Origin of the sequence: Bacillus sp. AL-1R, from assembly GCF_052180195.1 — a bacterium.
Lineage (GTDB): Bacteria > Bacillota > Bacilli > Bacillales > Bacillaceae_G > Gottfriedia.
On the sequence record NZ_CP197469.1, the window covers coordinates 2,258,437 to 2,285,407 of the forward strand.

Consider the following 26,971-nt stretch of genomic DNA (forward strand, 5'->3'; position numbering starts at 1 on the left):
ACACTTTTACTTTACAAGTTTCTAAATAAATCCATGGACAAATTCTAATACTTATCCTAAGAGGTGATCTGAATGAGTAAATGGAATGAACAAGCTGCTGCTAATAATAATTTGCCATCTAGCACAATCCGTACATCTGAAGAACTGTTAGGTAAAAAGAGAGAGCATGAATTTTCAGAAGATCTTTCTGATGGCGGAGAAAGAAACCAAATGATTGAAATGCTAAACAAAAATCCTAAGTAAAAATAAGTAAGTAAAAAGAGCTAATCGAATACTTTAACGATTAGCTCTTTAAATTGTTTAAAATTTGATTTTTAAAATCAGATTTAATGCTTAAAACCGTTGCACGAATATGAAAAAAATAAAGGTTACCGCTGAATCTACTAGTTAAATGAATTAATTCGATTATTAGCAATCTGTAAATGAATTTAAAGTACTTTTTTATTAAGTTAATAATCTAGTTCCTACTTTTTTCTCATTAAAAGATACAATAAATAATGAATTGTCTTTACAATTTAGTTTCTTATGATATACTCTTTTTTGTTTAACTAGATTAGTTTTCAAAGGAGTAACTTCATGAGTATTCAAAACGTTTATCTTTCTATAAAGCAAGGAGAAACAGCCACAAACCAAAATAGAATTCCGATTTCGTATAATAAAACATTACTAGGCCGTACGTGGGGAAATGAATGCCCAGATATTCCTTTTACAAGTCAATATATCTCAAGAAAACATGCATTAATTAGTTTCGATAAAGAGAAAAATTACACAATCGTTGATCTCATGAGTAAACATGGAACACAAGTAAACCATATTTCGATAGAGAAAAATAAACCTTATTTCCTTCGAGATGGCGATTGTATAAGTCTTGCAAGTGGTGCCGCTATTCTTATTTTTCATAATCTATCAGAGCAAAACCTTGGAGACACACTTGATATGCCATTAGTTTTCGATAAACAAATAAACGAATTTAATGGTTTAACGGTGAACGTAGTTAAGCGAGAAATTCTAATTGATGGCGTAAGAATCCATCTAACAAGTAAAGATACAGAGTTATTTTTGTTGTTATATCAAAGAGCCAATAGCGCAGTAAGCTATAACGAAATTAAAATAGGTGTTTGGCCTGAACGGATGACGAAAGATATTGAGCAGCCTGATGTGGGACGAGAAGAAATTAATACTCTTATCTATCGATTACGTAAGAAATTAGGAAAATACGGTCATAAAATTGTTTCCGTTCCACGGTATGGATATCTGTTTGATTTAGAGGATTTGTAATGGAAAAAGAGTGTAGAATAGTTTAAAAACATTCCACACTCTTCTTTAGCAAATAATTGTATTTCTTTTTTGGATAATAACAAACCAAATATACTTATTTTTCGATAAATGTCAGCTTATAATAAATTAGCTCTTACTTTTTTCTCTAAAATTGTTAATTCAATATAAATTGCAATAAAAGAACACAGTGATCCTACAAAAAGAAATATTGCGCATACATATACAGGTAAAATTAATAGAATATACCATACTATTGTTCCAATAATCATTAATAAATAAAACATTAAATTCACCCTTTTTACAGTAATCAAATGAAATCAAAATCGTCTAAAACGAAATTATGTACTTATGTAAAGGTATTACTTCCCGCTTTTTTACTCAATATCATATTGATAACAAAACACTAACATTTTAAATTATTATCTCTTTCTCTAATGATTCGTTTCGTTATCTATGCAAAACAACACTTTTTTAGTAAAATAAAAAACCTGCTCCGCTTCAGGAACAGGTTTTTAGTTGTTAGCTTTTTTCCGAATAGATATTAGTTAAAAAATCAGATTTAATAGAAAAGACGCAACAAACAGCTTTGATTCCTTTCTAACGTTTTAAATTCTAAACTAATTACTCCCTAAATAATTAGTTTTTTTAAACGCTTGAAACACAAGAACCACCAAAAATAAAAATGGTATATAAAAATAAAGAAAACTAGAAGTGACGTATGTCATAAAAATCGCGATACTCTCCGCACCCGTTTTACTGCTAACACTAATTACCATTAAATGAACAATTAGAATTGAAAACCATAAAGACTTCTTAGTTTTAAATTTAAACGATTCTTTTAAAATTCGGAAAGCTCCCCACAATGCCATACAGCAAGGAGGAAGAATAACTAATAACCATAAAAATATAAATACATATTCAAATCTTTCGATAAATGGATAGCGAATAATTTTTGAAATCATAAGTGTTGGCCAAGTTATATGTTTAAGCTGTCCGGCACTAAAATAAGCAAATGAAATGAATGTGATAAATAAGTATAAAATGATTGTACACGCTTGTGAAAGATGTGCCCATTTTTGGGATTTTATATTATTTTTAATAAACGGAAAGTAAATAAGCAAAAATTCAGGTCCAGAGTACATCAGAATACAATTCTTTGCGGAAGCATAATAATCACTTATACTATGATTAAATAGTGGTAATAAATTCGTCCAATATGTATATTTCAATGGGAAATAAAATGTAAGCAATAAAAGAGATGGAATTAGTACTCCCCAAAAACAGATGCCTGTAATGACTCTAAATCCTCCAATAACCAAATAGGTGATGACAAGAAGCATAATAAATGATAAGAGCCATATTGGAAAATATGGAAAAACCCAAGTAATAAGAACTGCTATATAGGAGCGAATGATTGTAGCTCCGACTAAAAGCATGTAAATATAAAAAAATATATTTAATACATTACCAATCCATTTCCCAAATAATTCTTGATGTAAAGACATAATATCTCCGTTATTAGATTTATTTAATAAGTAATACATTAACCAAATAATGATATGTATAGAGATACCAACTACTAAAACCGATAACCATGCATCTTGTTCGGCTCCTTTTATTATTTTACTTTGAAAACTCAGCAAGCCTACACCTGTTTGGGTACTATTAAAAATAAATAATAAGAAAAAGGGAGATACTGTCAGACTTTCTTTTAATTGTTTACTCATAGACGATCTCCTTTACTTTTTATTGGCCAATTCCAGATTGGAATAATACTACTTTGACATTCACATCATATTCAATTGCTGGATACACCTTTTCATAAAACTCCTTTTCGTTCCATTTTCTTGAATGGACTCTTGCTAAATCACCTATACCTATAGGATCGACTTGACGTTCTTGGAAATGTAATAATAGTTTTTCAAAATCTTCTTCCATTTGTTTTTCCAATTGATTGTTTAAAAGTATATTATTTTTTCGTTTCATTAAATCTAACCAATCTGGATAATCCTTTACCATCCCTTTTAAAGTAATATCAAATTTCACTTTTGTTTTTCCTTTTTTTGTATTTATATATTTTTTTTCGTTCCCATTTAAAATCGATAATATTCCGGTATCAATTTTTTTCCCCTTCTGTATATTAAATTCGGTTTGTCCTCTAATTACTCTACCTCTTAATATTTTATAGAGTAAGCTTTCTTTTGGATCTAAAATAAAGTCAAGTTTGTCCTTCTTAAAAACAGCTAGACCATTTACTTCAATATTTCCCTTTTCATTTGTCTTAATAAAAGGTAAAGAAGCATCTCTACCCTCTCCGTAGTAATCAAATAAAAAACTATGTATAGTTGGAACCGGTACAAATTGATTTTTAAAATTTTGTTCAATTAATTTATAGATATAGTTACTGTCTTTGTGGAGGTTTTTCTTTAATAATTCTTCTACTGGTTCTTCTGAAACAGCTAATATTGCATTGCTTCCAATCAATGGATCCCTACAAACCGCTTTTATAAAATACGAAACCCCATTTTCAGCTAATTCTTTTCCAAAAATAAAAAGGTTCACCTTACCCATTTCAAGCGGTTTTGGGGATTGTTTATTTAATGCTTGTTTAATTAATAGAGATTTCTTACCACTCCCCTGTAGCATAGAACTCCCTTTATTGTCTACTTCTGTAAAATCAGAGTAAAGTGCCGTTCCAACAAAATGATCTTCAACTTTGTCAAAACCGTATACTGATATAATTTGCACTTCATTAATAATTTTTTGTGGAAGAGAGCAACCAGATAGCAATAACAAAAGTAGAAAAAATCCACTAAAAATATAAATATGTTTTCGGTTTTTCCTATTCTTCATGACGATCATCCTTATTTTTTTTAGGATTATATCTTTTTAGTGAAAGAGGTCTTAAAAAGCTACTGCGAGTCGTTGTAAATTGATAGGGTGACCGAATAAAAGTATCGCTAAAGCTTTTTATTCTAAATGGATACAAAGGTACCATATATGGATTTCCTAACGATTTAAGTTTTAATAAATGCCCTAAAATAAGTACAAATCCTATTATGATGCCAAAACCACCCATAAATGCTGCAAGTAAAATGAGTGGAAACCGCAAAAGTCGAATGGCATTTGACATTTTAAATATAGGTGTAGTGAAAGAAGCAAGTGCAGATAGTGATACGATAATCAGTAAGATATTACTTGTTAATGCTGCTTGGACTGATGCCTGTCCGATTACAATACCACCTACAATACCAAGTGTTTGTCCAATTTTTGTCGGTAATCGAGCTCCAGCTTCTCTTAATAATTCAATTGTAGTCTCTAAAAAAATAGCTTCCCACATTGGGGGAAATGGAACATGTGCCCTAGAACTAATTAATGGCTGCAATAAATCGTCAGGTAAAACTTCGTAATGAAATGTTAAAATTGCTACATAGATTGGTGTCGCAAACAAAGAGAAAATAACACTCATTATACGAATAATGCGAAAAAACGATCCTAATACCCAATTTAGAAAATAATCCTCTGGAGAAATGAAAAAATCCAATATAGTGGTCGGTCCTGTAATAATGTATGGGGAACCATTCGATAAGATCGCAACTTGCCCGTTAATCATTGCATAGACAACCCGATCAGTCCGTTCAGTAGATAAAAAAATAGGAAAAGGCGAATTTGAGTTATCTGAAATAAGTTGATCAATGATTGAATTATCAAAAATAACATCGAAGTCGACGTTTTCCAAACGTTGACGAGCAGTTTCGATATATTCTGGATTCGTAATGCCATCTATATAGGCTATAACGACTTCTGTTTTAGACATTGAACCTACTTTGATTTCCTCAAAAACTAACTCAGGTATAGGTAATTTTTTTCGAATTAGATGAAGATTAGTACTCAGGTCTTCAACAAATCCTACTTTTGGACCAATCACACTAAATTCATTTTCTGTATCATTATTTTCGCGGTAACCAAGATTTGAATTTTCTACGTTTATCGCCAAAAAGCGCTTGAAATAGCTGAATTCAAGAATAACATATCCTTTTATTAATTTTTTTTCGAGATCTACTGGATCAGTTGTTACTTCAACATCCTCAAAAGGAATCAACTTTTTCACATCATTAATCGTACTAATTTTTTTATAATGCTCTTGTAATGCTGGGAGTAAAAGATTATTTATTTTATCTGAATCGACCATGCTTTTATAGTAACTAATGGTTAGATCCTGTTCTTCAGATAATGAAAATTGATGAAAATCACTCGATTTAGCAGCTTGTTGAAATATGGATGTTATTGACTTTGTTTCTTTTTTTGTCTCCCCGCTATTCCGTTCATTAGATTGTAAACGCATTTAGACCACCCAATAGATTGAATTATTTTGACTTTACGTTTGAGATCGTTATGTAACTGAGGGTAATTATGTTTTTAAAGATATAAATAGAGTCTACTTAGAATTTCCATTTTATTCCCTACTTTATTTTTTCGTTCTTTCCAATTTATATTCAATAAAATGTATGCGATTTAGTTCATTCTTCCAATACATTCTGGATGGACGGATCAAATAATCAATTCTTTAGAGAAGAAGAAAATCGTTCAAAAATTCATATTAGAGAACATGTTTTTGTCCTAAATAAAAAATAAGAAATGTCTCCTTGTCAAAAAAACTGTGACAACTAGACATCCCTTTTCTTTATTATGCGATTGAAATTCCATAAGAGCGGGCAATTTTCCCATTCGAATTTGAAGTATTAGCAATAATGACAGTTGTACCTATGTTTACTTGCTCAAAAAGCCATTGGATTTCACTATTGTGCATTCGAACACAGCCTGAACTAACTGATTGCCCTACAGAACTTTCTTTATTGTTTCCGTGAATACCATAAGCAGCACCAACGCTTAATCCTAGCCAGCGGTTACCAAGTGGATTCCTAGGATCGCCTCCAGGAATATTTCCCTTGTACCATGGGCGGTTCTTAACTTTGTTTGAAATGACAAATTTTCCAGTAGGTGTTGGTGTTGATGACTTACCTGTTGCAACAGTAAAAGCTTTAACAAGTTTACCATTGCGATAATAATTAAGTTTATTCGTCTTTGTATTAATAATTATCAATTGGCCAGTAGATAGTTTTGTGCTGTTTTGAGCTGTACTTTCCACTGCTGAAATAGAATGTGAAACACGCAATGTATATGGTTTACTTTGATTATTACTTCGATCCAAAACGATAACTTTAAGGATTGAATTGGCTTTTTGTTTAGCAATTTTTACAGTGAACTTTCTGTTTGAGCTAACAGTACTTTTTCCGATTAGATTTCCGTTCATATATACATTTACTGTTGTGAAAGGCTCAGATACACCAGTAATATTCTGTGAACGATCATTGATAGAAGAAATAGAATGGATAGAAGGTGCAATCGTATCTTTTACACTAACCGTAGTAGGTTTACTTTTTACTCCTTCACTAACCCCGATAATGCTTATATTAGTAAATTCTGTCAATGGTTTAATAGGATCAGTAAATTCACCTTTTTCATTTGTTTTCACGGAATTTATAAATTTTGAATCGATATAAACTTCAACCTGACTATTTGAAAGAAATACCCCTTTAATAGTTGTTGATTGATTTGTTACTTGGTCAATAGTTGGAGTCGGTAAATCTGAAATAGTGAAATTGATTTCTTTATAGTTTACTAAATTTCGATCATTAAATTTAATCGAATCAAGACTATATTCCCCTTTTGTAAATGAACTAGTAATCTTCATTTTTCCAGAAAAAGAGTTTTTAGAAGTTTTTATTAGAGAAATATCTTTTTGATTCGTACCATTTGAAAATGTTAACGAAACTTGTTCAGCATTTTTTTTCGTTTTTAATAAAATCTCAATTGTCTGACCATAAGTAGCCTTTGTCGTGTTTAAGTTCATTTGTTCGATATGATTAGAGAACTCATTATTGTAAAAATGAAACTTAAATGTAGTAGCATTCGCTTTTGGAATGAGGAAAAGGATCAATAAAATTCCCAAAAGTATCCATATAATCTTATTAGACATCGGCTCGCTCCTTTTATCTATTAAATTACTTAACAAGAAGGCTTGAAGATTCAAAATTCATTTTTTGTTAAGTATGAATAACGTTACATTTTTGCAATTGCTATTTTTCATGTATCACACTCCTGAAAACTTATATCTGTATCATAGATTTTAAATGTAACAATTTTTGTCATAGGATGTTTCAAAATTGTAAACATTTCAATTCGATTATTGGCCAAGTTAAATGCAATAAAAAAGCCAAGAAAAAATTCTTGGCTTTTTTATTGAACTATTCTTTTTGGGGGGCTATGTAAAAAAGAAAACAGTAATAGAAGTTTTCTTTTATTACAAGTAACTTACGATAAATGGTATTGTGATGACTGTTATTAACATTAAAATCCAATTATGTTTTTTAAGGTTCTCTTCAAATTTTTGCATTTCATCTGCTGAAATTGGTTGAATGGGCTTCAATTAATCCCACCTTCTTTCTGTTTAAGTAAAATTTAAGGATAAGGTGATTATAATCTATTGATGTGAACTTAATGTGAACTTGTTTTAATTTTTTAAATTAAATATCAATCTTTTAGTTATGATCTAAAAACTCAAATTAAACCAGTATTTAATCATAATACTCATTATGTGTTTGTTACACAAAAATTCAAAATAATAAGATGCTTTAATCTCACTGTTTTTGAGATATATGCTTTTATTAATTCAATATTTTAAGTAAGGTTATGATCACACCTATATGTTCAGATACATGCGATATGTTATAAACTAATAATTCCCCAATTGTATTTGCATTTAAGAAATTTTCTTCTACATGTTTATTAAGTTGACCATTTAAAATATCGTAAATAGAATCAATCTGTCCCTTTAATTGCTCAATTAGTACATTCCATTCAGGTGGTTCATCGTTCCATTCAATTGGTTTTGTACCGTATGAAAAAAATGTTTGATAACTATCTGGTAACATTCTTTTGTTACCAGATAATCCAAGAACAAAGTAATCTGTAGAATAAAGAATATGACCGAATTGCCAATGAATATTATTTTTAAATCCTTCAGGTATCACATCTCTTTGGTTTTCAGGACACTTTTTTAATAAGTCCAACAATTTTTTATACTTTTTACTTAATAATTGAAAAACAAATGTTTCATTCATTTTTGGATCTCCTAATTTTTATCATTTTATTTACAAAATCCTCTTCTACTAATAAATTCGAAAAGAAGAGGCCATGACTTTTGTCATAACCTCTTCTAATCATTAACTTCCATGGCTACCCGTATACCAGATTCAATTGCCCCTTCCATCCAACCAGGTACAGATGATGTATGCTCTCCAGCAAAATGTACTTTTCCTTCCGGCGTTGCAAGGTAGGGACCAAGCTCCTTCAATTGATCCGGTTTTAACATAGAAACAGCCCCCGCTGCAAAAGGGTCAAGTGTCCAACTATAAGGAAAACCGGTAATAAATTCAGAATACACCTGATTACCAAATAAAAATGAGAGATCCTTTAATGCTAATTGAATTTGCTCATTTTCAGATAGACTGTCCCAATACAATGCATCATCTTCCCAAGTATAACTTGCAACAATAGTACCAGGTCCATTAGTACCTAGTCCACTACTAGGATAATATGAAAATCTTATTGGGAGGTCTGTAATTGACATTCCACCATAAATACCATCCTTTTCCCAAAATCTTGTTTTAAATTGCAAACCAATCTTAGTTGCAGCCATATAGTGAATTGTTCGAATCGCTCTCCATTTGTTATAAGAAAAAGAATGATATGGTACAACATCAACAAAATTTAACACAGAGAACGGGACGGTAAGAATAGCTAGATCAGAAGAAGTTTGAAATGATTCATTACTTTTTATATTTAATGTATGAATAACTATCTGTTCATGATTTTGAACCAATTTTGTCATCTTTTGCCCATAATAAATATTATTCTTTAATTGTGATAGAAACGACTTTGGTAACTGATCATTACCACCTGTAATTTCATAAAATGTAGGATTAGTAAAAAATATCATAAATTCTCTAAACACTGCTGTAAATGCCAATTCTGGAAAACCTCTTGTTCCAACATTTGTTTTTATTGATTCCACAGCACCTTGGGACAATGAAACACCGATTGGATTATATTTCAAAAATTGATCCATCGAATAATGATCAAATTGTTTCACTATATTTCCCCAATTCACTTCAGGGTTTTGATTAATATATTCGATTATCGGATTAATAACTAAATTTAATAATTGATCAGAATTAAGACCACTTTCAGATGCTGCAACCGGAAAATTTAATATTTCCGGATTTTTGTCATATTTTTCTTTTGTTGTCTTAACGCCATTCACATAAAATAAATCATTTGAAGTAGTATTGATAAATTTATTTATCGGCAAATTAAATTTTTTAATATATTCCATTACAAGCTTATGAGTCTCTGGTATACGCATTGCGCCATAATCCAAGTATTGATCATTTACAAATGCACAACGTTCAGTATATACTCTCCCGCCTACACGATTATTAGCTTCTAGTAGGATGACTTGATGACCTGAATCCATTAGTAATGAAGCAGCCACTAACCCAGCCAAACCTGCACCGACGATTGTTATTCGTTTTGGATTTGTTGATTTAGGCAATCCATTACGTATGATAAATAACATTTGATCTTTAGAAGGATTATTGGCTAATCTCATTTTTATCACTCTTTCCATGATTTTTGTTCGTAGAAATTTTATTCTTAATTAAGCAAATTTAGAATTATTTATCATACAAATGGAGTGAGTGTTCTAATAATATTACGATTATTAATTTACAAGGATTATTATAGGTTACTTTTTCGTGTCACCCTCCAAATATTTTGGATTTTTTTATTTACATAAATTCTTTCTTAAACTTAGATATCTTACCTACTATTGTTAGAAAGTACTCTATTTTAAACTATTTGATAGATGAGCTTGGATGAGAGTCATTGCCGCGTTTAAAAAGTTTTCACTACCTACTTCTGGTTTATGAATACGAGTTTCTACATAAGCCCCGCTATACAACATTTCTATTTGCGAAGCCAAAGATTCAGGATTTTTCACTCCAGAGTCTCGCGCAATTTGTGCAATTAATCCTTCATGATGCTTACGACATTTCAAAGCCGCTTGATGATTCAGGTGTATAGCATCTGGAAACTCAAGCAATGTATTTGTATATGCACATCCACGAAAATCTTGTTTGAGGATAACTTCTGAAAGTCTTTTAATTAATTCATTCAACTGTTTAATTGGTTCATTTGGGTACAGACTTTTAATTTCATCTATTCTAGCTAGATTTCGACTATGTCGAAGTTCTAAAAAAGCAATAACTAGATCATCCTTCGTCGCGAAATTTCGGTAAAAACTTGATTTTGCAACTCCTGATTCGGCAATTATACGATCTATACCTACAGCACGTATTCCTTCAGAATAAAATAATTCAGAAGCTACTCGTAAAATACGTTCCTTTGCAGTTTCTTTTGTCATTATAGTAACCTCTTTCTATTATAATAAAAAACTTCATTGACAAGAGACAGAACTGTCTGTATCATGTGGATATACACGGTACAGACCTGTCTCCCTCATTTTAATGAAAGGTACGACAGTTGTCAATTATCTAACAAGAGTTGAAGAGGTGATCACATATATTTCAAAATTTTTTGTACGTAAATGGATTATAAAAAGAATTTCAAATGAAGAATAATCAATAGATAAATGACTTATTTCGTTAATTAAAAAGGAGAAATATTATGAAAAAAATGCTTTGGATTGTGTTACTAATGTCCTGTGGGGCTACATTTATCTCCTCATTATTCCCTTTATATGGGAAGTATTATCAACTTAGCAATTTAGAAATTAGTCTATTATTTGCAGTTTATGCGATTATATTGCTACCTACTTTACTAATTGTAGGAGCTAAAGGTAGTACTTGGGGTTTAAAAAGAGTGCTTCGATTCAGTATATGGATCTCTATAGTGTCAACATTGCTTTTCATTTTTAGTCAAAACGTTTGGATGCTTTACACAGCAAGGATATTAGAAGGATTAGCATACGGTGCTTTTACTGGTACAGCAAGCGCTTTTTTATTAAAGCAAACTACTCAAGATAAAGTAAGTAATGCATTAAAATTTTCAGGTATAATCGTAAATATTGGTTTTGGATTAGGTCCAGCAATTTCTGGGTTGATCGTACAATATATTCAGTTTCAACCTCTTCAGTTGCCGTTTTGGGTATTGATAATAATGCTATTTATTTCATTGATTTTGTTAGAAATATTACCAAAGAATGAAGAAGCTCTTTCAAATAAAAAAGCAAATACAAAAATTTCACTAGGTGTACCAAAAAATATTCGATCACATTTTATTTCTATTATTGGTCTACCTGCGTTTACTTTTTTCATGTTAGGTGGAATTGTATTATCACTAATTCCTTCTTTCGTCAAAATTGTCATTCATACAGATAATCTGGCTATTCCTGGTTTATTAATGTTTTTACTATTAGGAATAGGCTCATTAATACAGTTATTTCCATGGATTCAAAATCCAATTAAACGCATGAGGATTGGAGTAGTACTTCTAGCTATTGGCCCGTGGATTATTGTTGCTTCTGGTCACTCAGGGAACTTATTATTACTCTGGCTTGGTATGCTTGTGCAGGGGATTGGTGCAGGTTGGTCTTTTCAAGCTGCATTAAGATTTGCTGGACAATTACCTAAACCTGAGGAACGTCCTCGTGTCATTTCGGCGTTCTATTTATGTGCATACTCTGGTTTTATAATTCCTCCAATTGGAGTTGGAATACTGACACAATTTTTTAGCTTAAACTTCTCATTAATCATTTTAAATTCAATTGCTGCGGTACTCATTTTCTATGTGTTAATTTATTCAATTAAATTTAAGAAATATTATGAAGCAGTTACAACTCGATAGTAGTTTTAAATGATTAAAGTAAAAACATTTTTGAATCGACTAAAATATCAAAGGGCTGAATTTTCAGCCCTTTGATATTTTCACATTTAAATGTTGAAATCCTCATACCAGTTTTGAACCTCAGACGCAAATATAAATACGATCTTCTTATTGCAACCAATTTATTTCATTGAAGCATTCTTTCTTATTATCTTAGGGAGAAAAAAAATACGCCTTTAAAAAAGGAAAATTGATACTCCTTTTAAAAGAAGTATTAGTAATGCCTTAAGTAAATAGTGTTTAAACCATTACAAACTGAGGTTATTGCTTTATAAAGGAGCTAAGCTAATTACACTAATTTAAGTCTGACATCCTGTAATACTCAATGTGCAGATAAAGGAGAATAAATGGAAAAAAGCAGAACCAACTAGATCTGCTTTTTGAATGAAATTATCTTACTTTATATGCCATCGTAAAAATTCATTTAAAGTATTTTATTATTTTTCACTTTTCATTCGAAATTGGTTACAATTACTCCATCCGTATTGTTACCCGAAATTTCATAATTAATTTGATCATTTATGTTTATTTCTCTGCCTTTTGAAATAGGATAATATTTTATTGTGTAATTTTTCCCATTATTGTTAATATTTATTTGTTTTTTTGCCCTTAGGTACGCTAGATATTCTTCTAAAACAAAATTCTTTTCCTTCATTATCGCACTATGTGGCAAACCAACATAGCGGATATGCCAAGGTTCAAATTTAATTCCTGTTACATCCGTTTTATCTCTTGGATAACGTAAAATGAACCCATATTTCCAGGCGTTATTTTCTATCCATTTTCCTTCAGGCGCATTAGCCATCTTCATTTGTGTTGATCCTACATCAATAGACAAGCCTAAATTATGCTCGCTATACCCGGCGGGCAAGGCATATGCAGAACCTATTTCTCGATAAATTTTACTTTGCTTTTCAAAATCTCGATAACCACTATTTATGGTGAAATTAGTAACTCCATCTTGTTCTGCAGCAGCGATCATCTCTGAAAATCTCTGCGCTATTTCTTCTGACAAATAAATTTCGTTATCAAACAATTTGAATCCTACTGTCAATTCATTATGCGTAGATAGATTTATAATATCCGACCTAATACTTTCTTGTTGAACTGGAATTTTACTGTTGACCAACAGCAGATTTCCCTGATAAATTTGTTCTTCTCCAATCGTTATTTTAGGGATATTTTCAGAAGTATTTTTTTCCTCTACTTTGTTATCTACATTTATATGTTTTGGTATTTGACTTACTACTTTTGTTCCAAATAACGGTTCAACATTTATGAAAGTTAAATACACACACATTAGTATTAATAAAAATAGTAATCCCCACTTCTTCATATTTTTAATTTCCTCCCTAATCTATTAATTCATTTTCTCTTCTGATATGGCTGTTATATCTAGTAACCAATGAGAACTACTGCTTTTGGTATTCCGATAACTAAATAATAATTTGTCACTACTTTTTTAGGGATTCATTTTACTTACTCGATTCTTACATTGTTGTAATGTTGAATTATATATAAATTTAACTTTTTGAGCTTTTAGGTGAGAAGAAAAAATACCAAGAAAAAATTCTTGGTATTTTTTGGCGTATTCTTTTATCAATTAAGAAATACATTTTGATAATTATCTCTCGAGAATTACAATTTAAGATAATAAATTGGTAAATGAATCCAAATAAAAGTTAACATTAATAGAAATGGAAAAATAAAGGAGTGTTGAAACTCATGTAAATTGGATCTTAAAAATCTATCTATTTTGCTCAATTAATGTCACAGAAATATAAAATATTGATAGAAAAGTATCGTGTTGTCTTTTATTTATTTAAATAATAATGTTGCAGTCCACATCAACATATAAAATAATGGTTCTGCAATAATTAATAACATAACACCTCCTAGAAATAATATTGCAATAAGTTTCAGGATTGAATTCATTTTTCCCCTCTTTTATGACAAATTAGCTTCTCTTTTTTATTTTTGTCTTTATGACTTGGTAAATTTGAAAAATCATATTTGTTTATTTAATTTTTTTATATTAGAATCCAGGTATTTGAACGCTTCTTTATTTAATAATTTTTCTTTTTACACGATCTCCAATGGTGCTTAGTAACTCATTTGTAATCGTGCCAGTCAATGAGGCTATCTCTTCACAACTTATCGTTTCAGAACCGTCTTGTCCAATCAAGGTTACTATGTCACCTTGTCGAATGTTGCTGATTTCAGTTACATCTACGGAAAGTTGATCCATGGAGATGTTTCCTATTATTGAAGCTCGTTGGCCGCAGATTAATACCTCACCTCCTAGTTTAGATAACTGTCTAGGAATACCATCTGCATATCCAATAGTAACCGTCGCAACGACACTTTCACGGGCTGCGGTAAAACTAAGTCCATAACCTACTGAATCCCCAGCTTTTATTTTGTTGACACGTGAAACTCTAGCTTTGAGTGATAAAACGGGCAATAAATTTATTTTTGAGCCCACAGAAGTGTCCTTTTTAGAGAGAACACCGTATATTGCAAGTCCCGGTCTAACCATATCCGATTGCATGTAGGGATGATTGATTATGCCATAACTATTAAGAATATGAATCTTTCCTGGGTTATATCCATTTTCTCGTATGTGTTCAGCTATTTTTTGAAGGCGATTATACTGTACACGCGTGAAATTAACATGTCGATCCTGGAGACTATCGGCTACGGCTAGGTGACTAAAGGTTCCTTTAATTTGTAAATTCTTCTGCCTGTATATCGATAATATTTTGTCTGTACGTACATAAGGTTCACCTAAACGGTTTAAGCCGGTATCGATTTTAACGTGAACTTTTATAAGTTTACCAAAATTCCCAAGACGCTCACCATCTTCTGCATTAACAACTGTTTGAGTTAGGTCGTAAACTAAAAGATCTTCCAAACGGTGTGTTGGCGTGTATCCAAGGATCAGAATTTCTTCTAGTATCCCATAGTTTCTCAGTTTGATTGCTTCATCTATTTCTGCTACGGCAAAATGATGTACCCCGGACTGTACTAACCGTTTTGCAATATCCACACTCCCGTGGCCGTAAGCATTTGCTTTAATAACTCCCATAAGCTCTGTTCCTCTAGGAAGGAGATCCATTAACGCAATAACATTATTTTCGAGCCGAGAAAGATCAATTTCGACCCATGCCCTATAGTCCTCACATATCATTTCCGGTCCCCCCATTTCAAATAATGCGTAGTTACGATAAAACCATCTACGTTATTACCAGAGATTGTCCAGTTACAATCGTTAGCCGGAACTGTAATAGTGGTAAAATTTCGCTCTGCAAACGTGAAATAAATTTCATATAAATGATCACCTAGCTCTAGATATAGATGTTTTTTCCCATATTGAAATTGTTTTATATAGTTGATATATTCTTCCAAACATAAATTCTTCTGATCAATAATGACTGAATGCGGATGTCCTACAAATCGATAATGCCAAGGTTCATCTGCAATACCTGTTATGTCACTTTTTTCATCTTTGTACCTACGGATAAAACCGAATTCAGTGGCTTCTTCTCGAAATTTTCTGCCTACTCCTTTATCTGGGAATTCTGGTCTGATATAATCAGTCTCCAATTGATGAATGCCAACATCCACGGCTAATCCAGTTTGGTGTTCACTCGCACCTGGTAAAGCAACGTACTTCGTAGTGAATTCTTTTCCGTTTTCTATTAAGGATTTACAATAGAGCTTATTCTGTGCTTCCCTCGTTCTGTAACCACTAACGATTGCGATTTCTTCCCTTCCTCCGCAATAATCAATTAAATTAGTAAGCTGAAACGTGCATGCTTTCTCTAATTGAATAAAAGGTTCTTCGGGTGATACGACTTGAAGCATATCTGTTGGCAAATGGATTAAGTCCGGAGAGAGCATCTTAACTGGGTGATTCCTGTTTACCAAAATCAGTTCTCCTTCATGTATTTGATTCTTTTGTAAAATAATGTGGTCAGTTTCCTTTTCTTTAAATTTGGGAACAGAACTCCAAATACTAATAGTTTTCTCCATTAAATCCCTTCTCTCTCCAATGAAGTTTGTATTAAGCGATCGAGTAGCTCTGTAAATCCGATTCCTGCTCCACGCATCATGTTCGGATAACGACTTGTCTCTGTAAATCCTGGAAGTGTATTTACTTCATTAAATAAGAGAGTTCCATCAGGCGTCAGGAATAAATCGATCCTTGCTAGCCCATTACACCCAAATAAGCGATAGATACATAGTGCGATTTCTTTTGCTTCTTTCTCCTTTTCGGGACTAATTCGAGCAGGCATATGAATAGTTGAACTGCTAAGCGTATACTTTTCAGTGTTGTCAAAAAATTCACCTGATAAGGAAATTTCATCTATTAATCCTATAGTAAGATCACGATTTCCCAAAACAGCACATCCTAATTCAATACCTTCAACATGAGACTCGATAATTATTTTGTTATCATGTTCCCACGCTTCATTTAAACCTGCTACCAATTCATCTCGGTTGTAAGCTTTTGAAATTCCAATTGAAGACCCAGATCGAGCTGGTTTAATGTAAAGGGGATAATCCAATCTTTCTGCCTCCAAAATAATATCTACATCCAATACTTCTTTTGTTGCTATAAAAAATGGAGGAACGTGAATTCCTGCCTCTTTAGCCAAAATTTTAGACAGAGGTTTGTCCATACACATTGCTGATGATATAAGATCGCAACCGATGAAAGGTATGTTCGCAAGTTGCAAAAGTCCCTGAATGGTACCGTCTTCACCGTTTATTCCGTGCATTACTGGAAAAACGACATCAAGTGAGGTAAAGCGGTATTCTGTATTAACAAGTTCAATTAATCCCTTCATGGAACGATCAAGAGATAATTGCGCGGGAATACAACCTGAATGGTCACTCCAGCAATCCTCTTTGATGGCTTCAACATCTCCACTGTATCGAAACCAGCGTCCTTGTCTTGTAATTCCGATCATTACCACATCATATTGATCTCTATTTATATGTTGAATAACAGAAGAAGCAGATGAAAGTGATACTTCGTATTCAGTAGAAACTCCACCAAATAATATTCCTACAGTAAGTTTTTTCATTTATATGCACTCCTTTGAGTAAATTTAATTCGTTGTCTTAGACACCTTATTTATATCACTGATGCAACCGGTTAACGTATCGATTAATCTTTCTGTTTCCTTACAGAATTGTAAGGTTTCCATTGTTAATTTCATTTAGGGATCATATGAAAATGGATGTGTTAAGAAATAAAATAGCGATCTATTTAAGCAAACAAAAAATAGCATCCAACCTTTGTAGTTGGATGCAAAAATAAAATCCTATTTTTAGCTCTAGATAAGATGTTTTTTTATTACATTCAAATAACTTTTAAAAATAATAAGGAAATAAACAATCTGATAGAGCAAGAAAGTGCTCAAAACGGTAATCGTGGCAGTGCCAACATCTAGCTTAAAAATCCTTTTCATAGCTTCTAAAGCAACTGTAGAGTGAATTGTTGCAACGATATACGGTAATAAGAACATAACGCCAATTTCAATTGAAATAATTTTTTTCATTTCCTTAAAAGTTACCCCTATCTTATGCAATTGTTTATATTTCTGTTTATCACTTTCCTCATCCATATAATATTTGTTATAGATAAAGCTTCCTGTCGCTACAAAGAAAATAATGCTTAAGTAAAACGATAAAAACATAATCGTACCATATGCTCTTTTTTCAGTCTCATAAATATGGGATTTCGACAAAAATAATGAATTAGTATTATTTCCGAAATTTTTCTCAAACTTATCATAAATCGTATAAGTATCTGTCCAATCTTTAACATTAAAAAAATACTGAGCATATTTTGAAGGTATTAAATATTTGTTTTCAATGCGATTAAATAACTCATCATTAATCACATAAAATGAATAATCTTGTTTTGGTATTGATAGTTCAATACTTTCCTTAATATGAACCTTCACTCCTCCAACCGATTTAAGAATATTTTCGGTTGGATTTTTTGGATTAATGATCTTAATGGCTTCATTCTTCTTTAAGATTAATGGTATTAAGTTTAAATGTTTTGCAAATTGATTATATACACTAGATTTCATTACAACTATTTCAGGGGCATTCTTTTGTTTAAGATATTTATTTTCGACAACTAATTTTTCATAAGATAGACTATTTTTCTTTAATTGATCTTCTATAAAATGAACTTCTTTTGCAGTAAATGGCGCTTCTTTATGATAACTTTCATACGTAAACGCTATCGGATATCTCTTTTCTATATCTCTTAAGGTATTTGTCCAAAAAGTGAAAGAAGCGCCACTTAATATTACAGCTGCTGTAGAAGTGATGGTAATAATGAAATACATTCTGGCATTATCACGTATGCGATGAAATAAATTAGAGACCCAAATTAGATTGGTGCTTCTTAAATAAAAGTATTTATTTTTTTTCAATAAATCAATTCCAAAAATAATGAATTGGGAAAATAATAAATAAGTGGCAATAACGACTATACCGATAATGATTAATATTAATTTCTCTAGAACAAACCCTGCAAAAATACCTCCTTTAGAAATAAGCCAATAAATCCAACTATTCTCTATTAAGTTACCAGAGATAAATACTGCATATATTTGATTTACAAAAAAAGATAATATATATCCTGAAATTAATAAAATAAAGGCTAAGAATGCAATATACTTTGAATATTTAGGAGCAGGACTAGCTGATATTGTTGCTTTTAGTAAATGCAGTATTTCTTTTTCCTTTACAAACAATGATGTGATTAATGAGACGAAAATGCCAAGTAACAAAAAACAAACAAGTGAAATAAGTATAGCTTTTATCGGAAAATAAAACGGTAAAGAAGGAAGCCTAAGAAGTTTTTCGATGATTTCCAAAAATAGTTTGGAGAACACTAAGCCAGTAATGATGCCGCTAATTGTTGCAGCCACACTAATTATCATATTTTCAATATAAATCATCTTAAGAAGTTGTTTTCTTGAAATGCCTAGCGTATATAGAATTCCAAATTCTTTATACCTTTTTTTCAATAATACACCGCTAGAATAAAATACATAGAAAAACAAAAACAAATAAGTAATAAATTCCGCGACAAAAAGAGATACCTTGATATAGGACTTGAATGTTCCTTTTTCGGGATGAAGTATAAACATGGTCAAAGAGAAAAATAAAGTTGCGGAAATGAATATACTTAAAAAATATGCGAAATAAACCTTGCCATTGCGTATGACTTTTCTGGTCGCAAACTGTTTAAAATCCATAAGGATCTCCACCTAAAAGTGAAAGGACATCAATTACTTGTTGATAGAATTGCAGTCTACTCCCTCCACTATGAATTTCATTATAAATCAAACCATCTTTAATGAATATAATCCTCTCACAATAACTAGCTGCCACAGGGTCGTGCGTCACCATAATTGTTGTCAGCTTTTGCTCTTTATTAACTTTCTCAAACAATTCCATCACAGTTCTAGCTGATCTGGAATCTAAATTTCCAGTCGGTTCATCTGCCAAGAGTAGTGAAGGATTATGAATGATCGCTCTAGCTATTGCTGTTCTTTGTGCCTCACCACCTGAAACTTCATAAGTCCTTTTGTCAAGAAGATGATCAATCCGTAAAGTTTTTGCGATACTATACAACTTACTCTCTTGCTCTAATACGGAAATATTATCTAAGGTAAGTGGTAACACCACGTTCTCTGCAATTGTTAAAGTATCGAGTAAATTAAAATCTTGAAAGACAAAACCAAGCTCCCTACGTCTAAAGAGAGCTAAATCATCACTATTCAACTGTTTTGTATTAATACCTTTAATTTGAATTTCACCAGTTGTTGGTTGATCAACAGTAGAAATCAAATTAAGTAATGTAGTCTTTCCGCTACCCGATGGCCCCATAACTCCGACAAATTCTCCAGGTTCAATTGAAAAACTTATATGTTTTATAGCATGAGATATTACTTCTTTTCCGTAGTTTTTACTTAAATGACTAACTTTGAGCATTTCCATTTTCTAGCCTCCTTTTAATCAAAATATATATCTATCGTTTCTTTACAAGCGAGTCATATTTATTACTCTATTCTTACATTATTGTAAGGTTTAAGCGTAAATAAAAAGAACATGTATAAAAGTAAAACATGTTCTTTTTATTATTAGATATGATTTGTTAAAATATTATCAAACAAAATACTGACCTTAGTACCTCGGTTCACTTCAGATTCAATTAAAATTTTATGATTTAAGTTTTCACAGATCTTTTTTACAAGATATAGACCCATTCCAGTAGATTCTCCTAATATTCTGCCGTTTTCACCTGTGAAGAAAGGTTGAAAGACTCTCCTAATATCCTTTGGATTTATCCCAATTCCTTCATCAATCACTTCCAATACAACATACTTTTCTTTTCTAAAAGCAGAAACTGTCAAATATTTTCCTTTCCCTTTAGAATATTTGATGGCGTTTGTAATCAATTGCTCAATTACAAATTTAAGCCATTTTACATCGGTATATACTTCAATTGCTTCATCTACTTTTACTTTAGGCATTATATTATTCTTGATAAATAGCTTTTTTTCTTGACTGATACTTTCCAATACTAACGATTTCAAGCTTTTCTTTTCGATCACAAAGTCACTTTCAAAGGAATCAATTCTAGCATAATATAAGGCCATATTTAGTCCTTTTTCAAGCTTTAATGCTTCATCACTCAAACCGTGTGCATAAGCTTCTCCAGCGTGTGCTTCAAGCTGAAGCCGGATGACCGAAAGTGGTGTCTTCATTTGATGTACCCATTGATTGATAAAGGTTAAATGTTCTTGATGTTTTTTGTTTAGTTGATTCATGTTTATTTCAAATAATTGGTATTGCTGCCGTAACAAAGAAGTTAGATGTCTTCCCCAAAAGGAATCACCTTGATCTAAAGAAGTTTCCTCAATAGAATCGAATTTACTTTTGAATAAAATATAGAGGTTTTTAGTTTTAATAAATTTCCACCCTAAAAAAACGGTAAGAATGAAAGAATTGAAAATAAAGATATATATAGTATCAAAAAGTGGAAAATTCCCAGCAAGAACACAATAAAAAGTAGTTAAAATCACGGAGAAATAATAAACAACAATAAACGGTTGGTGCTCCTTTAAAAATAAATTCATTATTCTAACCTCCTACCAACTCTTGTTTAATTTGTAGCCCAAACCCCTTATTGTTTGAATTCCATTCGCAATATTAAGGTCTTGTAGTTTTTTTCTTAGCCTTGTTACATTTACGTTTAGAGTGTTTTCTTCAACAAAATCGGAGTGATCCCACATTTGTTCCAAGAGATAGTCTCGGTTAACCACCTTAGGGTATGTCTGAATCAGACTTTCTAGCAAAATTGCTTCTTTTTTTGTCAAGAGGATCGTCTTACCTTGAAACGTAACTTCTAGTCTTTCAACGTAAAATTTTAATCCTTCCATTTCGATTATCCGCTCACCTAAAGGATTAGCATAATCCCCAATGGCCCGTCTTATATGGCTATTTATTTTGGCCATCACTACTTCATATGAGAATGGTTTTGTAATATAGTCATCTGCACCATTTTCAAGAGCCCTAACTTGATCCAAACCGCTTTCTCTAGCGGAAATAAAAAGTATAGGGACCTTAGATTTTTCCCTTATCCTCCTGCACCAATAAAATCCATCAAACCTTGGTAAATTTACATCAAGTAAGACTAGATGTGGTTTGATGAGAAGAAATTCTTCCATAATGTTTTCAAAGTTTTCAACAATTATAGCTGATAGGCCATATTTATCAATGTGTTCTTTAAGTAAACGACTAATTGAAATATCATCTTCAATAATATAAATCGTATAGTTCATAAAATACTATGCCTCCAAAATTGGATCCACTCCAGAATCTAGGAGCTTAATTCTCAGTAACCAATCCAAATATCTTTTCGTAAAATTAATTCAATAAATCCAATCATATATTAATATAATCTCATGAAAGTTAAATATTAAAACGTCTTTATCGATTTTTCGGTATAGTTTCGATGTATTTATGTTTAAAGACAATTCATCTGCTATATTTTGTTATATTTTACGTTCTAATATGAATAATACTAAAAAAACAAAATATAAAAGAATATCCCTACTCCATGAATTGGAATAGGGACATCTACTAACATTATTTTTTAGTCAAATTCAATCTGTGAACACTGCCACCCTGTGTACCTACAAACAAAAATTGTTCATCAGGGGAAAGTTCTAGTGCTGTAGCGTTCCTATTCTGTAATCCATTGGAAATATTTTTCCAAGTTTTCCCTCCGTCAACACTCATTAATACGCCTCGACCTTTTTTTAGAAGACCGTATTCTCTAAATGCACCCGTGGCTGCATAGATGATTTTGCTATTTTTCGGAGAAATAAGAATATCATTTATTTTTATATGAAGCTCATCACTTCCCACACCTTGTGCTTTTTCAAAGGTTTTGCCACCATTTTTACTTAAATATAAATGGTTTCCACCGACCACTATATGCTTTGGATTTTTAGAATCGATCGAAATACTGTTCACAGAAATATTTTGAATTTTCTCGAAAGTTTTTCCCTTATCCTTAGATAAGAATAAACCTTCGTTTCCACCTGCCCAAATTCGATTAGGATCCTTAGGATCAGCAGCTAATGCAAAGAAGATGTGGTTTTGTTTATACTTTTTCCAATTTACTCCACCATCTATACTTATGATGATTCCACGTTCATTAGTTAATGGAATGTAATAAGAAATGATGATTTGATTAGAATCGGTTGGACTAACTATCAAATCAAGTGGAGGTACTTTAGGTTTAGATTTTAGATCCCATTTTTTACCACCGTCTTTACTACTATAAAAATACGGTCCATCTGTACCTGAGCGTATTTTGTAAACAACATTCTGTTCTTTTGGAGAAGTAGCAATATGTTGTACAGCTTCTCCCACCATACCTTCACTTCCTGATGTTCCCCATTCTAAAACAGACGAATCAACCTTTTTTTGAGTTGGTAAAGGCGTCATGTAAGTATTTGAGATCGTACCTGCAAGTAATTGATATCCTTTAGAGTTACGAGCAATAGCTAAACTGTAAATATTTGCTCCAGGAATTCCAATTCGTTTATAAGACTCACCATCATTTTGAGTCTTATAGATTCCTGCTTGATCAGATGCTACATAAAATTGTCGTTTTTCTTTACCCGTAGATTTTGGACCTAATTCAAAATCAATTTCATACGATCTATACCCAGGGAGTGGTTTTTTCATTACTTTCCATGATTTACCCTTATCGTCACTTCTCCAAATCCCATCATATGCTGTCCCAACATATATATTCCTTTCTAGAATTTCAAGTCGAGATACACTCTTAAATGGTATACCATTGTGTGTTAATTCCTTCCAATCTTTACCTTTATTTAATGAAATGTACATACCATTCTTATCGGTATTAGTTGTACTTGCGATTAAAATATCATCATTTGCGTCAATCTCATTTATAAATGTACCATTTTGTGGAGTATACAATAGTTTTGATTTAGCAACACCAGAGAATACATCTTTAATAACATTTATTCCTTCAAAGTATGAGTAAAAGTAAAGGTCATTGTTATGAAGTTTTGATTTAGTAAGATTTGTCCACGAACCCGGCTTCTTTGTCCAATTGATTCCACGATCCGTGCTAACATAGATTTCGTGTTCAGTTATCATAACTAGTTTTTTCCCTGATTTATCTATCATTAAATCTACTATAAAGACGTTTGGAGAAGGTAAATTTTTCCATGATTTCCCACCGTCATTACTAGTTACTATTTTACCAATGTAAGTAGGATCACTTTGATAAGAATTAAGAGCTACAAACAGATTTTTGTCATTTGTAGGATCAACAACTATTGCTCTACCATCCCCATCTGCCGCAGGAAAATTTTGATACTCATTCCACGTTTTAGCGTTATCTTCAGAACGGAAAAATGATAGATGCTGCTTCCCTAAAACTCTCATTTGATTAGAATTCTTTTTACCAAAATTTATCAAACCAGTATTTGAGTATGGACCAACTGATTTCCAATTAGTCTCTTTTTCTTTATTTGGGGTTAATTTTTCCATATAACCTGAACCGATAATTGTCATTTCTTCATTTAAGGAATTTTTAATTTTCGAACTTGAATCAATTCGATAGATACCTGATTCATCAATTGGTAATTTAGCCTTCCACCATCTGCCTTGGTCTAAAACAGCAGTCACTTTTTTAGTTTTTCCATTTGGAGTTCTTAATGTCACTTTTGGTGCTTGTGACAATTGAACTGGACTGTAAATATAAGCCGTTGATTCATTTACAGTTGAGGGTGTTGGATCTGGTGTAGCAGTAATCTGGAAATGTCTTACAATAAACTGGTATGGTATCCTTAAATGTTGTGAATTTTTCCCAGTTTTAATTTTACCTTCTACCCAACCAGTGATATTCGTATCTTGTTCAGGTCGTTTCATGTTAATATTCACTGTAACATTAACCGGTCTACCGGGTTTTATTTGAATATGTGATGGGTTTACTGTAATAGCAGCTTCTGATTTTATATCGTCTTTAATAGTGAAATCGATCTCAACAGGTTTATCGCCGTAATTATTCAAAGTTAATGTTGCACTTTTCTGAATTTTAGAACCTTTCAAATCTGCCATGCCGAAATTTAAGGCATTTGGAGATGCAACCACATTGGTTTCTACAGCAGCTTTGATATCCAATCTTCCAGCACCTTGTGAATCGACATCATATGATGAAAGTCGCTTCACCGTTTCTTTTAAATTACTAGAAATATCAGTGCTCTTCCAAGTCGGTTTAAGTTGTTTCAATAGTGCAGCTGCACCTGCTACATGAGGGGCTGCCATGCTTGTCCCGCTTATTCTTGTATAACCAGAATCATTGTACTCAGTCTTAATGTACGTAGATTTTATTTCAACACCTGGTGCTACTAGATCAGGCTTTCCATTGAAGTCACCACGTGAACTAAAGCTTGCCATAAGATCCGTTCCGTCTTTTCCTGTCAACATTAATTTAACAGGTCCATTGGCCAAGTTTGACTTTATTTCCTGAGCTGTTGAGTCATCAGTCCCCATAGCAATCAATGAATCAAGCCTTCCATCCATTGAAGAACTTGCTTTGAATTGATGTTGTCCAATGAATTTGCTAAAAGGATTGGATTTTTCTAGAGATGATGTAACATTTCCTATTCCAGCTCCAGGACCAGCACTATCATCCTGGTCTGGCTGGAAAAATACGGTAGCGTATGCACCTTTTTCTTCTGCTCTGATTGACTCTGTATAGGCATGTAAATATGGATTAACATCGTGTGGTATTTGAATAAGTACAATTTTTCCTTTTACATCTTTACCTTCAAATTTTTCAGAACCACCTTTTCCAACATCTACCACCTCACGAGTTGTCGGTGCCTCTTGTGGATTTGCTGAAAAATCAAGGCGACTAACTTTCAAATTCTCTTTAACTGGGGAAATCATTTTCAATTCAGGAACTTTTATGCCACTTAAACTTGCCCCAACAGCAAGTACACCTTTTGCAATTGCTGGTGCTCCGATCGTACCGTAATTAGGGCCATTATTACCGGCAGCAGCAACTACAACTACACCTGCATCAACAGCATTTTGAGCAGCTTTCGAGACGGGATCGTTCTCATCACCTGCACCACCAAGACTCATATTAATAACATCTGCAGGGTATGGATTATCTGGGGATATAGATGCTTCTATTCCTGCAATAACATCGGAGGTACTTCCTCCTCCATTATTGTCCAAAACTTTATAAGCAGTAATCGAAACATCGGGTGCTACTCCCATTAAATTTCCATTCGCTCCGATAATACCAGCGACATGTGTTCCATGTCCTTGGTCATCCATAGGATCAGCATCTTTATTGACAAAATCATAACCACCAACAATTTTATGTCCAGCTCCAAGCGCCCCGCCAAGGTCTGGGTGTGTATAATCGACACCGGTATCAATTACTGCAACTGTGACTCCTTTACCAGTAGCATCTTGATTATTTTTGTCTTTTTTATTCCAAACATCAGTAGCGCCAATTAAAGGAACGCTTTTTGTTAAATTTGCTCGAACTTCCTTATCCGGATAAACTGCTTTTACACCAGGAAGTGAGCGCAATTCTTCTAATTTATTTTTAGGAACCTTTAATGACATACCGTTAAAAGAAAACGTAAATTCATTTGATTTGGTGTATGGAATTCGCTTATCCTTTACTTTTTGTAAGACTTTACCATGTGATTGTCTTAAGCTTTCAATTTGCTGGTTCAATTTTCTTTCCGTATTACTTGAAGTAGCTCCAATCAGTTCCGTTTTCGGCAAGCTTTCAATGGCAGGTACGCCTTCCATCTCGACTATCACGCTTGTCATCTGATCATCAGGATTAATTTCTTGTGCATTACTATTTGGAAAATCAAATAAAACATTAGCATTAGAGATTACAAGGGTTGAAGCAACAAAGCCAACTGCGGTTCTTTTCTTAAACCAATTAGTTCTTTTTTTCATTTCGTTATCCTCTCTAATAAAAACAGCATTTTATTATTTTGATTAAGTAATTAATTAGGTGTTAAATGTTTAATTAAGTATT

The 26,971-nt window shown here is 32.2% G+C and carries 21 protein-coding genes; 3 read left to right on the forward strand and 18 right to left on the reverse strand.

Annotated features, from left to right (window positions below; all coding sequences use genetic code 11):
- Positions 1-72 precede the first annotated feature (72 nt).
- Both ACSBO6_RS10555 and ACSBO6_RS10560 read left to right on the forward strand, forming a co-directional pair.
- Positions 73-243 carry a hypothetical protein gene (locus ACSBO6_RS10555; protein ID WP_180232908.1) on the forward strand — a complete coding sequence of 57 codons (171 nt, stop codon included), beginning with the start codon at positions 73-75 and terminating at the stop codon, positions 241-243.
- A 333-nt stretch (positions 244-576) separates the two neighbouring features.
- Entirely contained in the window at positions 577-1,278 is a 702-nt protein-coding gene (locus ACSBO6_RS10560) for an FHA domain-containing protein (RefSeq protein ID WP_098845921.1), read from the forward strand.
- Between the two features lie 116 nt (positions 1,279-1,394).
- On the opposite strand, the gene ACSBO6_RS10565 is transcribed toward ACSBO6_RS10560, so the two are convergent.
- The 9 genes from ACSBO6_RS10565 to ACSBO6_RS10605 form a co-directional block, all read right to left on the reverse strand.
- On the reverse strand, positions 1,395-1,562 hold the full coding sequence (locus ACSBO6_RS10565; protein WP_180232909.1) for a hypothetical protein: 168 nt from the start codon (positions 1,560-1,562) through the stop codon (positions 1,395-1,397).
- A gap of 333 nt (positions 1,563-1,895) precedes the next feature.
- Positions 1,896-3,005 (reverse strand): GerAB/ArcD/ProY family transporter, encoded by a 1,110-nt coding sequence (locus ACSBO6_RS10570; protein WP_498843319.1) that lies wholly within the window; start codon positions 3,003-3,005, stop codon positions 1,896-1,898.
- Between the two features lie 19 nt (positions 3,006-3,024).
- The gene (locus ACSBO6_RS10575; RefSeq protein ID WP_498843320.1) at positions 3,025-4,131 is read right to left on the reverse strand and encodes a Ger(x)C family spore germination protein; all 1,107 of its coding nucleotides are present in this window, start codon (positions 4,129-4,131) and stop codon (positions 3,025-3,027) included.
- On the reverse strand, positions 4,121-5,623 hold the full coding sequence (locus ACSBO6_RS10580) for a spore germination protein (protein WP_098845924.1): 1,503 nt from the start codon (positions 5,621-5,623) through the stop codon (positions 4,121-4,123). Before ACSBO6_RS10580 ends, ACSBO6_RS10575 begins: the two co-directional genes overlap by 11 nt.
- Positions 5,624-5,965: 342 nt before the next feature.
- A complete protein-coding gene (locus ACSBO6_RS10585; RefSeq protein WP_498843321.1) occupies positions 5,966-7,318 on the reverse strand; it encodes a L,D-transpeptidase family protein in 1,353 nt (450 codons plus the stop codon).
- Between the two features lie 324 nt (positions 7,319-7,642).
- Entirely contained in the window at positions 7,643-7,768 is a 126-nt protein-coding gene (locus ACSBO6_RS10590) for a hypothetical protein (protein ID WP_286138303.1), read from the reverse strand.
- Between the two features lie 238 nt (positions 7,769-8,006).
- Complete coding sequence (locus ACSBO6_RS10595) at positions 8,007-8,462, reverse strand: DinB family protein (RefSeq protein WP_098845940.1); 456 nt, start codon at positions 8,460-8,462, stop codon at positions 8,007-8,009.
- A gap of 95 nt (positions 8,463-8,557) precedes the next feature.
- Positions 8,558-10,012: a flavin monoamine oxidase family protein gene (locus tag ACSBO6_RS10600; RefSeq protein ID WP_498843322.1), complete on the reverse strand. Its 1,455-nt coding sequence runs from the start codon at positions 10,010-10,012 to the stop codon at positions 8,558-8,560.
- A 234-nt stretch (positions 10,013-10,246) separates the two neighbouring features.
- Positions 10,247-10,825, reverse strand: a complete 579-nt coding sequence (locus tag ACSBO6_RS10605) for a TetR/AcrR family transcriptional regulator (RefSeq protein WP_098845942.1) — start codon at positions 10,823-10,825, stop codon at positions 10,247-10,249.
- Between the two features lie 263 nt (positions 10,826-11,088).
- Here ACSBO6_RS10605 and ACSBO6_RS10610 point away from each other — a divergent pair, with 263 nt between their 5' ends.
- The gene (locus ACSBO6_RS10610) at positions 11,089-12,267 is read left to right on the forward strand and encodes an MFS transporter (RefSeq protein ID WP_098845943.1); all 1,179 of its coding nucleotides are present in this window, start codon (positions 11,089-11,091) and stop codon (positions 12,265-12,267) included.
- Positions 12,268-12,757: 490 nt separating this feature from the next.
- Here ACSBO6_RS10610 and vanY read toward each other — a convergent pair whose 3' ends face one another.
- The 9 genes from vanY to ACSBO6_RS10655 all read right to left on the reverse strand — a co-directional run bounded on the left by vanY (position 12,758) and on the right by ACSBO6_RS10655 (position 26,889).
- Positions 12,758-13,642, reverse strand: coding sequence for a VanY-A/VanY-F/VanY-M family D-Ala-D-Ala carboxypeptidase (vanY, locus tag ACSBO6_RS10615; RefSeq protein ID WP_098845944.1), 885 nt, complete (start codon positions 13,640-13,642; stop codon positions 12,758-12,760).
- Positions 13,643-14,368: 726 nt separating this feature from the next.
- On the reverse strand, positions 14,369-15,496 hold the full coding sequence (vanT, locus tag ACSBO6_RS10620) for a serine racemase VanT catalytic subunit (protein WP_180232913.1): 1,128 nt from the start codon (positions 15,494-15,496) through the stop codon (positions 14,369-14,371).
- The gene (locus tag ACSBO6_RS10625; RefSeq protein ID WP_098845946.1) at positions 15,493-16,341 is read right to left on the reverse strand and encodes a D-alanyl-D-alanine carboxypeptidase family protein; all 849 of its coding nucleotides are present in this window, start codon (positions 16,339-16,341) and stop codon (positions 15,493-15,495) included. The genes vanT and ACSBO6_RS10625 overlap by 4 nt, the downstream gene beginning before the upstream one ends.
- Positions 16,341-17,399 carry a D-alanine--D-serine ligase VanG gene (vanG, locus tag ACSBO6_RS10630; RefSeq protein ID WP_098845947.1) on the reverse strand — a complete coding sequence of 353 codons (1,059 nt, stop codon included), beginning with the start codon at positions 17,397-17,399 and terminating at the stop codon, positions 16,341-16,343. Before vanG ends, ACSBO6_RS10625 begins: the two co-directional genes overlap by 1 nt.
- 252 nt (positions 17,400-17,651) lie before the next feature.
- Complete coding sequence (locus tag ACSBO6_RS10635; RefSeq protein WP_498843323.1) at positions 17,652-19,598, reverse strand: FtsX-like permease family protein; 1,947 nt, start codon at positions 19,596-19,598, stop codon at positions 17,652-17,654.
- On the reverse strand, positions 19,588-20,343 hold the full coding sequence (locus ACSBO6_RS10640; protein WP_098845949.1) for an ABC transporter ATP-binding protein: 756 nt from the start codon (positions 20,341-20,343) through the stop codon (positions 19,588-19,590). The genes ACSBO6_RS10635 and ACSBO6_RS10640 overlap by 11 nt, the downstream gene beginning before the upstream one ends.
- 143 nt (positions 20,344-20,486) lie before the next feature.
- Entirely contained in the window at positions 20,487-21,485 is a 999-nt protein-coding gene (locus ACSBO6_RS10645) for a sensor histidine kinase (RefSeq protein ID WP_098845950.1), read from the reverse strand.
- A gap of 12 nt (positions 21,486-21,497) precedes the next feature.
- Positions 21,498-22,190, reverse strand: a complete 693-nt coding sequence (locus tag ACSBO6_RS10650) for a winged helix-turn-helix domain-containing protein (protein ID WP_498843324.1) — start codon at positions 22,188-22,190, stop codon at positions 21,498-21,500.
- A gap of 307 nt (positions 22,191-22,497) precedes the next feature.
- Entirely contained in the window at positions 22,498-26,889 is a 4,392-nt protein-coding gene (locus ACSBO6_RS10655) for a S8 family serine peptidase (RefSeq protein WP_498843325.1), read from the reverse strand.
- Positions 26,890-26,971 lie beyond the last annotated feature (82 nt).